General features: G+C 68.4%; 11 protein-coding genes and 1 tRNA gene. 8 read left to right on the top strand and 4 right to left on the bottom strand.

Translation table 11 applies throughout. The features are described from left to right. The first annotated feature begins 8 nt into the window (after positions 1-8). Entirely contained in the window at positions 9-416 is a 408-nt protein-coding gene (locus NJ1_RS05775; protein WP_067688327.1) for a roadblock/LC7 domain-containing protein, read from the top strand. After that, the gene (locus tag NJ1_RS05770; protein WP_067688324.1) at positions 413-787 is read left to right on the top strand and encodes a DUF742 domain-containing protein; all 375 of its coding nucleotides are present in this window, start codon (positions 413-415) and stop codon (positions 785-787) included. The genes NJ1_RS05775 and NJ1_RS05770 overlap by 4 nt, the downstream gene beginning before the upstream one ends. A 12-nt stretch (positions 788-799) precedes the next feature. On the opposite strand, the gene NJ1_RS05765 is transcribed toward NJ1_RS05770, so the two are convergent. From NJ1_RS05765 to NJ1_RS05750, 4 genes are all read right to left on the bottom strand, one after another. Next, positions 800-2755, bottom strand: coding sequence for a GMC family oxidoreductase (locus tag NJ1_RS05765; protein ID WP_067688560.1), 1956 nt, complete (start codon positions 2753-2755; stop codon positions 800-802). Between the two features lie 124 nt (positions 2756-2879). After that, positions 2880-4448, bottom strand: coding sequence for a PH domain-containing protein (locus NJ1_RS05760; RefSeq protein WP_245717230.1), 1569 nt, complete (start codon positions 4446-4448; stop codon positions 2880-2882). Between the two features lie 239 nt (positions 4449-4687). After that, the gene (locus NJ1_RS05755) at positions 4688-5164 is read right to left on the bottom strand and encodes a PH domain-containing protein (protein ID WP_067688321.1); all 477 of its coding nucleotides are present in this window, start codon (positions 5162-5164) and stop codon (positions 4688-4690) included. 277 nt (positions 5165-5441) lie between these two features. After that, positions 5442-6929, bottom strand: coding sequence for a hypothetical protein (locus NJ1_RS05750; RefSeq protein ID WP_245717229.1), 1488 nt, complete (start codon positions 6927-6929; stop codon positions 5442-5444). Positions 6930-7162: 233 nt separating this feature from the next. Between NJ1_RS05750 and NJ1_RS05745 the strand changes: the two genes are divergently transcribed. From NJ1_RS05745 to NJ1_RS05720, 6 genes are all read left to right on the top strand, one after another. Then, positions 7163-9769, top strand: coding sequence for a bifunctional FO biosynthesis protein CofGH (locus NJ1_RS05745; protein WP_067688550.1), 2607 nt, complete (start codon positions 7163-7165; stop codon positions 9767-9769). A 239-nt stretch (positions 9770-10008) separates the two neighbouring features. After that, complete coding sequence (gene fdxA / locus NJ1_RS05740; protein ID WP_067688318.1) at positions 10009-10332, top strand: ferredoxin; 324 nt, start codon at positions 10009-10011, stop codon at positions 10330-10332. Positions 10333-10338: 6 nt separating this feature from the next. Beyond that, entirely contained in the window at positions 10339-11445 is a 1107-nt protein-coding gene (dapC, locus tag NJ1_RS05735) for a succinyldiaminopimelate transaminase (protein ID WP_067688314.1), read from the top strand. A gap of 70 nt (positions 11446-11515) precedes the next feature. Then, positions 11516-11589, top strand: a tRNA-Asp gene (locus tag NJ1_RS05730). 248 nt (positions 11590-11837) lie between these two features. Further along, positions 11838-13475 (top strand): L-glutamate gamma-semialdehyde dehydrogenase, encoded by a 1638-nt coding sequence (gene pruA / locus NJ1_RS05725; protein WP_067688311.1) that lies wholly within the window; start codon positions 11838-11840, stop codon positions 13473-13475. A 31-nt stretch (positions 13476-13506) separates the two neighbouring features. Continuing rightward, positions 13507-14454: a proline dehydrogenase family protein gene (locus NJ1_RS05720; RefSeq protein ID WP_067688307.1), complete on the top strand. Its 948-nt coding sequence runs from the start codon at positions 13507-13509 to the stop codon at positions 14452-14454. Positions 14455-14577 lie beyond the last annotated feature (123 nt).

Genomic DNA, 14577 nt, shown 5'->3' with positions numbered 1-14577 from the left:
AGGCGGCTATGACCATTTCCCAGCGAATCGACCTCGGCTGGCTGCTCGAGGAACTGGTCAACGGGCTCGCCGACGCGCAGTCGGCGGTGCTGTTGTCCACCGACGGGTTGTTGCTCGGCTACTCGACCGGACTGGAACGCTCCGATGCCGAGCGCTTCGGCGCGATGGCCTCGGCCCTGCACAGTCTCGCCCGCAGTGCCGGGCAGCACTTCAACGCGGGTGGCGTCCACCAGACGGTGGTCGAACTCGACGAGGCGGTGCTGTTCATCACCGCCGCCGGGGCCAACGCGTGTCTGGCGCTGTTGGCATCGGAGACAGCCGATCTGGGGATGGTGGCCTACGAGATGAATCAGACCGTGCAACGCGTCGGCACGCACCTATCGGTCGATCAACGCGGCGGCTCGCAACGGCCATGAGCGACGACTCGCGCGAACACTGGTACGAAGAGGATGCGGGCCCACTGGTCCGCCTCTACGCCGTGACCCGTGGCCGCGGCCGCGCGCAGCGGCCCGAGCTGAACATGACCACCCTGATCGTCGATGTCGGACGCGGCACCGCGCTGCGCCGGGTCGAGCCCGAGTACGGGGTCATCGCCCGGCTGTGCCGGTCCCCGGTGTCGGTGGCGGAGGTGGCGGCACACATGCACCTGCCGCTCGCCCTGGCCAAGGTGCTGATCGGTGATCTGATCGACGACGGGCGATTGCAGTACCGGTCGCCGCCGGAGGCCAGTGGCGAATCCGATATGGGGGTCCTGCACGCGGTGCTGGCGGGCATCCGCTCCATCTGACCGGTCCGGCCGCTAGCGCAGCCGCGCGGCCAGGCGTGTGGCGTTCATGTGGGCGATCGCCTCGATGGACACCATCGGATTGACGCCGGGCGCGGTCGGGAAGCTGGAGCCGTCCGCGACGACGATGTTCGGCACGTCCCAGGTCGCGCCGTCCGGGTCGGTGGCGGACAGTTCGGGGGAGCCACCCATGCGGGCCGAGCCCATGATGTGCAGCGCGCCCATCGCGCACCGCCCGGGTCCGTATCCGGCCGTGCGGGCGGCGGCGTCGAACTCCTGGATCGAACCCCGCACGCCGGGTTCGAAGTCCACCCCCGCCTGATGCCCGGAGAAGATGCGCTTGGCGCCCGCGGCCTCGAGAATCTTTGCCGCGCCGACGATTCCGGTGTGCAGGTGATTGGCGTCGTAGTCCGACAGCGTGTATTTCACGATCGGCTCACCGGTCTTGTCGATCTCCACCGTCCCCGAATCGCGGTCCCGGGTGATGATTCCGACGGCGGCGGACTTCGCGAAGTCCGCCATGGTGGCGCGATGCGCCGCCGCGCCGCGCCAGTTCATGAATCCGGTGCCCAGACCCGGATGGGTGGGCCCGGTCTCGTAGATGACGCCGTAGCCCTTTCCGTCCAGGTCCGCGTGCTCGCGGCTGATGCGAGCCTGCATCGCGCCCTCCCACGGCGTGATCTGTTCCTCGAAGACGCCGAAGACGGCGGCGGCCGGGTGCAGCCGCAGGTGCTTGCCGATGTTCTTGTTGCGCAGCCCGGAACGCCGTAGCAGTGCGGGTGTCTGGATCGCGCCGGCGGCGACCACCACGGCCCGGGCCCGCACGGTGATCTCCACACCGTCCGAGGTGCGAGCCGAGACCGCTTCGGCGCGACCGTTCTTCACCTCGATGCTGCGCACGTTCGCATCGACCACCAGGCGCGCACCGTGCGCGGCGGCATCGGAGAGCCAGGTCTTGGTGACCGACTGCTTGGCGCCGAGCCGGCAGCCGTAACCACAACGCCCGCACTCGGTTCCGGCGTCGCAGGCATCGCTGACGTTGCGCGGCAGCACGTCCATGTCCCAGCCCAGGGCGCGGGCGCCGCGGTCCAGGACGCTGTCGCGTGCGGACAGTGGCGAGCGAGAGTCGTTGACGCTCAGTCGTTTGCGCACCAGTTCGAGCGCGTCACCGTATTCGGACCCGGCGAACTGGGTCGCGCCCAGGTCGGCCCATTCCCGGCGCACGGCGTCCGGGGTCGGCAGCGAGGTGCTCCAGTTGACCACCGTGCCGCCACCCAGGCAACTGCCCGCAACCAGAGTGATCTGGCCCTCGGCGGAGGCGGCGGGGCCGGGTGCGTAGAGGGTGGTCAGCCCGGCGAGCTCGCCCGCGCCGAAATCCCGGTCGTCGTAGTAGTTTCCGCGCTCGAGCACCACCACGTCGAGACCGGCCTCGGCCAGCGCCGCGGCGGCCGTGCCGCCGCCCGCGCCGGAGCCGACGATGACGACATCGCAGGTGAGCGTGGTGGATTCGGTGAACCGCAGCGGGGCGAGCGCGGGTGCGGGCGCGCCGGGCAGTGGCCCGGACGGGGCCGGGTAGCCGATCTGCTCCCACAGCGGATTGACGCCGGTGGGACCGGGGGTGATGTTGTAGGCCAGCAGCGCCGCACCCTTGAGGGCCTGGAAGATGGCGCGCACGGGTGCGAGCCCGGAATCACCCAGTCGCAGCAGGGCTTTCTCCCGCTGCTCCTGCGAGAGCGTGGAGAACTTGCGCGGGCCGTTGCCGGTGAGCAACCCGGTCAGGCGCGAATCCCACAGTCCGAGCAGTGTGGCCAGCTGCTTTCGCTCGGCCTCGCGCGGGTTGCGGCCCAGGATCTGGAAGATGGTCTCGACGGCCCCGAGTTCGGTGGCGGACGGCAACCGCCGCCCGTCGCCCGGCAGGAACGTATCGCAGATCATCCCCAGTGCCGCGCGCTGTCCGGCTGTCGGTTCCATGTCGAATCCACCCTTCGAGAAGCCCATAGAGAAGCTCGGTGATTTCTACCACGGACAACGAACCGATGCTCACTTTCAGCGGGTTCAACTGGTGAAAGCCTCCGAAAGGTGAGCGAATCACCGATTACATCGGAACACCTTGCTCGACGCCTGTGGTCCGGGGCGTGCTCAGCTGTCCCGGGGTCACCGCCTCGATCAGCGCCCAGGCTCGATCGATCGGCAGATCGATCACGCGATAGCGCTTCTTGCCCGCCGCGGACGCCGCCACCACCGTGGCCACCCCGGCCCGCCGCTGCCAGAAGGATTGGCGCATCGTCCAGCCGATGATGCCGGGGGCCTCGAGGCAGTCGCGATCGCGATCGAGCGAACCGCTGCGGGTGATCAGCCAGGTGGGGTTGCCGTTCACGGCCGGGACCACGGCGTGGCCGAGACCTCGGTAGCGATCCCAGGCCAGCGCGACGGCGATCGGAATCGACAGCACCAGCAACGCCCAGATCCAGGACGGAATGTGCCCTCCGGCAAGGGATACGGCGATCAGGATCGCCGCGACCAGTGCGACCGGACCGAGCGCGCGGGTGTAGCGACGGCGATGCGCGGCGGGTCCGTGCCGCTCCAGCGGCGCGGTGACGGGCGGGGGAACCGGCAGGTCGCCCTCGGAGCGCGGGCCGGGGCCGTCGAGGGCGGCGCTGTTGTCCAGCAGATGGGCGAGGGTGTGATCGACCGCCGTGCGCGGGGCCTGCGGCAGGATCTTCTGGCGGGCGCCCGTGCCGGTCATGATGGCCTCGAGTTCGGCGGCCCGGGCCATGCGCAACAGCAGTGGTTCGTTGACCGTGGCTCCGCGCAGGCGGGCCAGGTCGAGGGTGGTCTGGCGAGTGGTGAACAGGCCGTGCCGGATGTGCAGGGTCTTGCCGTTGTCCACCACCTGCAATCGGAACCACGTCATCAGGTAGCGCGCGCACGCGGCCAGGCTCACGAACACGATCAGGGCGATGATCAGGGCCGAGACGAACAGCGCGATGGCTTGTGCGCCACGTTCTTCCACACCCTTGACGGCGCTGGAGTCGAACACCACCTGGGCGACGCCGTACTGGAACGCCAGGCCGACGATGGGCGCGATGATGGCGAAACCGGTGAGCGAGAGCGGTGCGTAGCGCACCCAATCCGGTTGCCAGTGCGCGATTTCCACGGGAGCGCGACTCGGCTCGTCCGCAGTGTCGGTTTTCGTGAGTGTGCTCTGCGTGCCGTACGGGGCTGCTGTATCCGCATGCGCGGCACCGGAATCGGCGTGTCCTCTGGTGTGTGCGAGCAGCGCGGTCCGCAGATCGGGCACCAGGCTCGCGTCGAGCGCGTCGAGCTTGAACTGATCACCCCGCTCGGCATGCTGTCCGGTGCCGATGGACAGCACCGCCAGCCCGAGCGCCCGGTGCAGCAGATCGGCCTCGACGTCCACCGACCGCACGCGATTGCGCGGAATCGAGAGTCGTTTGCGCTGCAGCAATCCCGTGCGCAGTTCCACATTGTCCGGAGTGATCCGATAGGTGGTGGTGAACCACCTGGTCAGTGCCAGGCCGACGATCACCGCCACCACCCCGAGGCTCCACGTCGGATTATCGGCTCGCGCGCCCGCGATCAACGAGGCCAGTAGCACCGGAATGAACCGGATCAGCTCGGTGATCGGATGCACCAGCAACATTCGGCGATCCAGCCGCTGCCACCCCTGGCCGACCCCGGCGGGCAAGCCGACCGGACCCGAAATGGTTTGCGTGGCAACAGCTTCGGCCGGCCACGACCCGGCGGGTGCGGAAGCCCCATTGTTCACAGGCGTGGCACCGCCGAAGCTCGCCGGTGCGTTTGCGCCCGATCCGGCCGGAAACGAGGTTCGATCCGACTGTGGCGGAAGCGGTTCGGGGGCATCGGGGTGCGGAGGCACGGTCATGTCGCGTCTCCCCGATGGCGAGCCGCGATGGCGGTGAGCTGCTCGACGGTGCGGCGGGCGTCGTCCAGGGCGAGGGCGCTGATGTGCACGGCGCCGGCCGAGGAGGCGGTGGTGACGGTGACGGTGGCCAGGCCCAGCAGTCGCTCGAGCGGGCCGCGATAGGTGTCGACGGTCTGGATGCGGGTGATGGGCGCGACGCGGCTCTCCTGGGTGAGCCAGCCGGTGCGGGTGTAGACGGCCTCGGCGGTGATCTCCCACCGGTGCACCGCGTACCGCCACATCGGGATCACCGTGACGCTGAATACCGCTGCCACGAGGACGATTCCGAGCACGATCAGCTGCACCGTGCGCCGGTGCGAATCGAATGCCGCCCAGATGAGCAGGGCCAGGAGCGGCACCACCCAGGACAGCGCCGCACTGATCGCCCACAGCAGTTTCGCGCGGGGACTGGGATGCCAGGCGGGATCGGCCATGATGCCGCCGGGGGTCGTGGCTGATCCGCCGTGGGCTGTGACCGGTCCGGCAGGGGCTGTGACCGGTCCGGCAGGGGCTTTGATCGGTCCGGCAGGGGCGGTGGCTGGGCCGCCGGGGCCGGCGGAGGGGTCACCGTGGGCGGTGCGCTCGGACATGCCTGTCATGCTTGCATGATTTTCCGTGCGGGTGCGGTAGATACAGCCGCACCCGCAAGGTCAGCGACTCGATCCGGGAGGCCGGTGCGGTGTGCTCGCCGACGCTCCCGCCCCGCGCCGCCTAGCGCGGGGTGATCCGGAACAGCCCGCTCAGCGTCCCCTGGTACTGCACCCGCCCCGGCGCGATGGTGCCGACCATCTGCAGGGTGTCGTGGATGGTGCTCGCGCCCATCGAGTGTTCGGCGTCGACCTTGCCGGTGGCGGCGTCGATGACGGTGTACTCGTAGGTGTCGGTGATGCCGCCGCTGCCGCTGCCCGCGCTGCCGCTGGAGCTGCCGCTGCCCAGCAGGCCGCGCCGGCTGACGGTGTAGATCTTGCCGTCCGCCACGGACAATCGCGGCACGGCCGCGGAGGGCACCGCGTTGGTCCACACCACCGTGCAGCCGGATCCGGTCACGTCGATGCGGGTCATGCCGCCGGTGAAGGCCGCGCTCGCGGGCTGGCTGGGTCCGGCGTTCGCAGGCAACTGCGGGTACGGATAGCCGTAGGTGCTGGCCACGAACAGGCTCGATCCCGACCCGATCGGCGAGTTCTCGGTGCCGTCGATCGCGGGCACCGAGCAGACCGTGTTCCCGGTGCTGGTGTCGAAGACCAGCAGGTTCTCCTTGTTCGCGGCATTGTCGGTGATGGCGAGATATTCGGTGCCGCTGCCGGGCCCGAAGAAGGTGGGCGTGGCTCCGGTGCCCCAGCTGAGCTGGCCCGGCTTGCGTGCCGGGCCCCGATCGTAGGGCTGACGCCACAGCACGCGCGGGTCGCCGCTGCCGTCCACATCGAGCAGGTACAGCGCGTGCGAGGTCGCCACGGCGACGCCCTCGGGTCCGGTGGAGATGCTGTTGGCCACCGACTCTCCCGGCGCGAGCACGATCGAGCGCGCGGTCCCGGTGGCCGGATCCACGAATCCCGCGGCGGCATTGTCGGTGGCGAACCAGACCCGCCCGCCCCAATCGGCCATGACGGAACTGACCGCGTCGCAGTCACCGCCGCCGCAGTGCCCGGTGACGGCCTGTGTCACATCGGTTTTCGAGCTGATGGTCAGCTTCCAGTCGTTGCCGTCACGCTGATGCCCGATGCGCAGCAGATTGCCGCTGCCGTCGACGGTCACCATCCGGTCCTGATCGTCGAGGTAGGCGTACACCCCGCCGAGCAGGCTGCCCTTGGTGAGACTCAGCGAGGCCAGGGTCCCGCCGGTGTTCGGATCGAGCAGCAGGACTTCCGGCGCGCGGTCGACGATCTTCGTGCACAGCGCCTGCGGGAAGCCGTCCGCGCCCTGCAGGATGGTCGGGCAGGCGGCGGCCTCCTCGTGGAAGTCGGCCTTGATGTCGCCGGCGCCCGGTCCGGGGAGCGGCGTGCTGTCGGAGGATTCGGCGTCGCCGTGCATGGTCGCGGTGCCCATCGGGCCCAGATGCGGGTTGGCCGGGGGCAGCGGTCCGAAGGCGGCGGAGGCCGAGCTGGTGCTGATGGTCAGCAGCAGGGCGGCGCTGAGCGCGGCGACGGTGGCCGCACGCCCGCGAGTATGCCGGGTGGCGGCGCGAATCGGTCTGACGAGCACGAGATCTCCGACTGTCGATCTGGATGCGAATATTCGTATCGGTTAATGCGATTACTCGTATTGGTCGGTCAACCGTAGAAGAGCGCCCGGTGACTGGCAAGACTTTCGAGCGTCCGGCATTTTACTTTCCGATGAGAGAGGATTGTCCGGGCCTCTCCGGTGGAATAGCGTGCGGCAACACCGGGTTGCCCCGTCTTATGGCACCCGAGTCGGACCAGTCGGATGGATGGCGCATGATCGAAGACGTGACGGATCTATCGAACCCGAGCCTGCCTCCGAACCCGCCCAATGCCTCGGCCATGCGCCGGGCGTTGCGCCGGGCACGGGATGGGGCGACGCTCAACCTCGACGAGGCGGTCGTGCTGCTGCACGCACGCGGCGCGGACCTGGAGGATCTGTCGGCCTCGGCGGCGCGCGTGCGCGACGCCGGTCTGCGCGCGGCCGGATACGCGGGCGATGTCCTGCCGATCACCTACTCCCGCAAGGTATTCATCCCGATCACGCATCTGTGCCGGGACAAGTGTCACTACTGCACGTTCGTCACGGTGCCGGGCAAGCTGCGCGCCGAGGGCCGGGGCATGTACCTCGAACCCGACGAAATCCTGGAGATCGCGCGCCAGGGCGCCGAATTGGGCTGTAAGGAAGCCCTTTTCACGCTCGGTGATCGTCCCGAGGAACGGTGGCCGGAGGCTCGCCAGTGGCTGGACGAGCGCGGCTACGACTCCACCCTGGACTACGTGCGCGCCATGTCGATCCGGGTGCTCGAGGAGACCGGGCTGCTGCCGCACCTGAATCCGGGCGTGATGACCTGGGACGAGCTCTCGCGGCTCAAGCCGGTCGCCCCGTCCATGGGCATGATGCTGGAGACCACCTCCACGCGTCTGTTCACCGAGCCCGGGCAGGCGCACTACGGCAGTCCCGACAAGGATCCCGCGGTCCGCCTGCGGGCGCTCACCGACGCGGGCAGGCTCTCGGTCCCGTTCACCACCGGCATCCTGGTGGGCATCGGCGAGAACATCACCGAGCGTGCCGAGTCGATCATGGCGATTCGCAAGGTGCACAAGGCATTCGGTCACGTGCAGGAGGTGATCGTGCAGAACTTCCTGGCCAAGCGCGACACCGCCATGCGCGACACCCCCGACGCGGGCCTGGAGGAATTCCTGGCCACCATCGCCGTCACCCGCATGCTGCTCGGCCCGAAGATGCGCATCCAGGCTCCGCCGAACCTGGTGTCGCTGCCGGAGTGCCGCGCCCTGATCGGCGCGGGCATCGACGACTGGGGCGGCGTCTCGCCGCTCACCCCCGATCACGTGAATCCCGAGCGTCCGTGGCCCAACCTGGACACGCTCGCCGAGGTCACCGCATCGGCCGGATTCGTGCTCACCGAACGCCTCACCGCACACCCGAAATACGTTCTGGCGGGCCATCCCTGGATCGATCCCCGGGTCGCCGGGCATGTGGCCGCGCTGGCAGATCCGAAGACCGGCCTGGCCCGCGAGGTGAATCCGACCGGGCTGCCCTGGCAGGAACCTGACCACGACTGGGAGTCCGTCGGCCGCGTCGACCTGAACACGTCCATCGACATCGACGGCCGAAACACCGAGTCCCGCAGTGACTCCGGGCTCGGCGACGAATCGCTCGGCGCGTTCGGCGACTGGGAGAGCATCCGCGAACAGGTGCTCGAACTCGCCGTATCGGCCCCCGAACGATTCGACGCCGACGTGATGTCCGCGCTGCGTGCGGCCGAACGCGATCCGGCCGGGCTCAGTGACGATCAGTATCTGGCGCTGGCCACCGCGGACGGCGCGGCGCTCGAGGCCGTCACCGCGCTGGCCGATCAGCTGCGCCGTGACACCGTGGGCGACGAGGTCACCTACATCGTCAACCGGAACATCAACTTCACCAATATCTGCTACACCGGCTGTCGTTTCTGTGCCTTCGCGCAGCGCAAGGGTGATGCCGACGCGTTCACCCTGAGCGCGGGCGAGGTCGCCGATCGCGCCTGGGAGGCCTGGGTCGAGGGCGCGACCGAGATCTGCATGCAGGGCGGCATCGATCCGGAACTGCCCGTCACCGGGTACGCCGATCTGGTGCGCGCCATCAAGGCCCGTATCCCGGATATGCACGTGCACGCGTTCAGCCCCATGGAGATTGTCAACGGGGCTTCGCGCGGCGGTCAGAGCGTGCACGACTGGCTCGCGGCACTCAAGGAGGCCGGGCTCGACACCATTCCGGGCACCGCCGCGGAAATCCTCGACGACGAGGTGCGGTGGGTGCTGACCAAGGGCAAATTGCCCACCTCGGCCTGGGTCGACGTCATCAGCACCGCGCACAAGCTGGGCCTTCGTTCCAGCTCGACGATGATGTACGGCCACGTGGACAATCCCAAGCATTGGGTCGGCCACCTCAACGTATTGCGCGGAATCCAGGACGAGACAGGCGGATTCACCGAATTCGTGCTGCTGCCCTTCGTGCATCAGAGTGCCCCGCTGTACCTGGCCGGGGCCTCGCGTCCCGGTCCGACCGTTCGCGACAATCGCGCCGCGCACGCACTGGCGCGCATCATGCTGCACGGCCGGATCGAGAACATTCAGACCAGCTGGGTGAAGCTCGGGATAAAGGGAACCCAACTGATGCTGAACGGCGGCGCCAACGATCTGGGCGGCACCCTGATGGAGGAGACCATCTCCCGGATGGCGGGCTCCGAGCACGGTTCGGCCAAATCAGTCGCGGAGATCACAGAGATCGCCGAAGGAATCAACCGTCCGGTCCGGCAGCGCACCACCACCTACGGTGTACCGGCGCATCGCTCACCTGCGACTTCGCTGGCATTGGGATAGCGACCCCCGGTATTCGCGGCCCCGCTCCGGTTCCGGCCCGAGCGGAGCGGGGAGCGAGGCGCAGGCGCGGAGGGAGGGGAGAATCGGGACCCGCGGGGGTCGCGAACCCGCCCGAAGCGAAGCGACGGGCGAATCGGACCCAGCTTAGGGCAGGCTCACCAGTAGTAATGTGGTGGCGGCCGGATACTGTTTCGCGGGGCGGACTATCCCGCATGTGTGGACAGACTAGGAGAACGGCAGTGCCGTACATCATCGCTGAACCGTGCGTTGACGTGAAGGACAAGGCGTGCATCGAGGAATGCCCCGTGGATTGCATCTACGAGGGTGGCCGCATGCTGTACATCCAACCCGACGAGTGCGTGGACTGTGGTGCGTGTGAGCCGGTCTGTCCGGTCGAGGCCATCTTCTACGAGGACGACACTCCGGATCAGTGGAGCGGCTACATCAGCGCCAATGTCGAGTTCTTCGACGATCTCGGATCGCCCGGCGGCGCGACCAAGGTGGGCAAGGTCGATTTCGACCCGGCCTTCATCGCCGCGCTACCGCCGATGGCCGCCGAGTAGATCGCATTGACCGCACGTGCCCGGGTCAGCAGTCTGCTACCCGATTTCCCCTGGGACACCATCGCTTCGGTGAAGGCGAAGGCCGCCTCGTATCCGGACGGCATCGTCGACCTCTCCGTCGGCACACCCGTCGATCCGGTGGATCCGCTGATCCGCGAAGCGCTTTCGTCGGTGGCGGCGGTACCCGGGTATCCCACCACCCACGGCACCCCCGAACTGCGTGAGGCCGTCGTCACGGCGCTGGCCCGGAGGTTCGGGATCACCGGCGTCGACCCGGCGGCCGTGCTGCCCGTGATCGGCACCAAGGAGCTGATCGCGGGCCTGCCGCGACTGCTCGGGCTGGGTGCGGACGATCTGGTCGTGATTCCGGAGGTGGCGTACCCGACCTACGAGGTCGGCGCGCTGCTGGCCGGAACCCGAATCCTGCGGGCGGACGGGCTGACTCGGCTGGGTCCGGAATCCCCGGCGCTGATCTACCTGAACTCGCCGTCGAATCCGACGGGCAAGGTGCTCGGCGTCGAACACCTGCGCAAGGTCGTGCAATTCGCGCGCGAGCGCGGTGTGATCGTGGCCTCGGACGAGTGCTACCTCGGCCTGCCCTGGGAGGGGCGCGCGGTCTCGATCCTCGATGACGAGGTCAGCGGCGGCGACCACACCGGGCTGCTGGCGATCCATTCCCTGTCCAAGACTTCGAATCTGGCGAGTTACCGCGCCGGATTCGTCACCGGTGATCCCGAACTGGTGGCGGAGTTGCTCGAGGTGCGCAAGCACTCGGGCATGATGCTGCCGTTCCCGATCCAGGCCGCCATGACCGCGGCGCTGGGCGACGACAATCACGAGGCCGATCAGCGCGAGCGCTACCGTGCGCGCCGTGAGGTCCTGCGAAAGGCGTTGGACCACGCCGGTTTCCGGATCGACGATTCGGCGGCCGGGCTGTACCTGTGGTCGACGCGTGGCGAACCGTGCCGGGTCACCCTGGACTGGCTGGCCGAGCGCGGCATTCTGGCGGCTCCGGGCGAGTTCTACGGCCCGAGCGGCGGCGAGCACGTGCGGATCGCGCTGACCGCCACCGATGAACGTATCGCTGCCGCGGCAGTTCGCCTGACCAGCTGATTTACCGTTGGCACCGGCGGCGTGATAGGTTCTTCGACGTTGCCAGCGCGGTATTCCGGCAGCAAAACAAGGCCCTGTAGCGCAGTTGGTTAGCGCGCCGCCCTGTCACGGCGGAGGTCGCGGGTTCGAGTCCCGTCAGGGTCGCAGTAGTTTCGCACGAAGGGCGGCACCGGTTTCCGGTGTCGCCCTTCGTCGTTTCCGGCTCGCCCACCGCTCGGCGCGAACCGGCCACCTCCGCGACTCGGTGGCAATACCACGGTGCACGCGTTCGTCACCAGCACCGCGCTGGCCGACGCGATATCGAGAACATCGTGGCTGACGATTTGCACGACTCTCGCGCCGGGAGCGTGTCTGTGCCCGGCTCGACCCGGCTCACCGCGTTAGCCTTGGATATGGACGCTGTCACGGTTGTCCCCATTCCCGGCAATGAACCGGTGCACTCCTATGCACCGGGGAGCCGCGAGCGTGAACTGTTGTCGGGCAGGCTCGCCGACATCGCTTCCGGATCTCTCGATGTGCCGCTGGTGATCGGCGGAGAGCATCGGACCGGAAGTGGTGAGCGAGCCGAGATCGTCATGCCGCACCGGCATCGGCACGTACTCGGGACCTATACCAATACCACTCACGACGAGGCACGATCGGCCGTCGAGGCCGCGGTCGGCGCCGCGCCCGCCTGGCGGGCGCTGCCGTTCGAGGAACGCGCGGCCGTGCTGCTGCGCGCGGCGGACCTGCTGGCCGGGCCCTGGCGGGAGACCATCGCCGCGGCCACCATGCTCGGACAGTCGAAGACGGCGCAGCAGGCCGAGATCGACGCACCCTGCGAACTGGTGGACTTCTGGCGATTCAATGTCGCGTTCGCCCGCGACATTCTGGCGCAGCAGCCGGAATCCTCGGCGGGCGTGTGGAATCGGATGGACCATCGGCCCCTGGAGGGGTTCGTGTACGCCATCACGCCCTTCAACTTCACCGCCATCGCCGGCAATCTGCCGACCGCCCCGGCGCTGATGGGCAATACGGTGGTGTGGAAGCCCTCACCCACACAGACGCTTTCGGCGTTCTACACCCTGCGGGTGCTCGAGGAAGCGGGGTTGCCGCCCGGCGTGATCAATCTGGTCACCGGAGACGGCCTCGCGGTCTCGGATATCGTGCTGGCCGATCCGCGCCTGGCGGGGATCCATTTCACCGGGTCCACCAAGACGTTCCAGCATCTGTGGCAGACCGTCGGGTCGAATATCGGCCGCTACCGGACCTATCCGAGACTCGTGGGCGAAACCGGCGGCAAGGATTTCATCCTCGCGCATCCGTCGGCGGACCCGGACTCGTTGCGGACCGCGCTGATTCGCGGAGCCTTCGAATATCAGGGTCAGAAGTGCTCGGCCGCCTCGCGCGCCTACATCGCGAAGTCGGTGTGGCAGAACATGGGACAGGAGTTCCTCGGCGAGGTGCGGGAGCTCACCTACGGTGACGTCGCGGATCTGTCGAATTTCGGTGGGGCGGTGATCGATCGGAGGTCCTACGACAAGTGCGCGGCGGCCATCGACCGGGCCCGGTCCGAGGGCGTCGAGATCGCGGCGGGCGGGGGCTGTGACGACTCCGAGGGCTTCTTCGTGCGGCCCACGGTGCTGCTCAGCGACGATCCGGGTGACGAGTCGTTCGCCACCGAGTACTTCGGGCCGATCCTGTCGGTGCACGTGTACGACGACAGCGCGCCCGGCAGTTTCGAGAACCTGCTCGACATCGTGGACTCGACCTCGCCCTACGCACTGACCGGCGCGATCTTCGCCCGGGATCGGGCCGCCGTCGAACAGGCCTCCGGCGCACTGCGATTCGCGGCCGGGAACTTCTACGTCAACGACAAGCCGACCGGCGCTGTCGTCGGTCAGCAGCCCTTCGGCGGGGCCCGCAACTCCGGGACCGACGACAAGGCGGGCTCACCGCTGAACCTGCTGCGCTGGGTCGCGCCGCGCAGTCTCAAGGAGACCTTCGTGCCACCCACCGACTATCGCTACCCGCACATGGACACACAGTGAGCACCGCCGAGCCGAGCGGGAGGGGAGCCCGGTGAATCCACTGCGGCCGGTGATTCTCGCGGCGGCGGGATCGCCCCGTATCAAACGCGCGGTCACGCGGGTGCCGCTGACCGCGGGCGTGGTGCGGCGGTTCGTGGCGGGGGAGACGCGGGCCGAACTCGCGCCGGTGGCGCGGGAGCTGCTGGCGAGCGGGCGGATGATCAGCGTGGACTTCCTCGGCGAGTACACCACCGATCCGGCCATGGCGAATACCGCTGTGGCGGAATATATTTCGCTGATCGACGATCTGGCCGGCCTGGAATCGCCGTCGAGTGCGGTACCGGCGGTGGAGGTGTCGGTGAAGCTGTCCGCGCTGGGGCAGGCGCTGGGGTCGGACGGCCCCGCCATCGCGGCGGAGAACCTGCACAAACTGTGCGTCAAGGCGGTCGAATCGCGGGTGTGGGTGACCGTCGACGCCGAGGACCACACCACCACCGAGGAGACCCTGGAGACGGTGCGGCAGTTGCGCACGGAATTCCCGTGGCTGGCGGTCGCGATGCAGACGTATCTGCGCGCGGCCGAGGGGCGGTGTCGCGAGCTGGCGGCGGACGGCACTCGAATTCGCCTGTGCAAGGGCGCGTATCAGGAACCGGAGACGGTCGCCTATCAGCGCCGGGGTGAGGTCGACGCCTCGTACCTGCGCTGCCTCGAGGCGCTGATGACCGGACCGGGTTATCCGATGGTGGCCTCGCACGACCCGGCCATGATCGCGGCGGCTCTCACCCTGTCCGCCGAGAACCATCGCAACCCCGGCGATTTCGAATTCCAGATGCTCTACGGAATTCGCGACGCCGAACAGCGTCGCCTGGTGGACGACGGCCACGCCCTGCGCGTCTACGTCCCCTACGGCGGGGAGTGGTACGGCTATCTCATGCGCCGCCTCGCCGAACGCCCCGCCAACCTCGGCTTCTTCCTGCGAGCTCTGGCGGATCGAGGCTGACCCCGGCCACCCGGTCACCGCCGCGCTCGGGTCGGTGACCGGGTGGAGTTCTCGTGCTGGAATTCGTCCGATTTGTCGAAACCTGTTGGAATCACGGTGATTTCAACCCGCTCGACAGGAAGC

The organism is Nocardia jejuensis NBRC 103114 (genome assembly GCF_001613145.1).
Lineage (GTDB): Bacteria > Actinomycetota > Actinomycetes > Mycobacteriales > Mycobacteriaceae > Nocardia > Nocardia jejuensis.
This window is presented reverse-complemented; position numbering and strand designations above follow the sequence as displayed.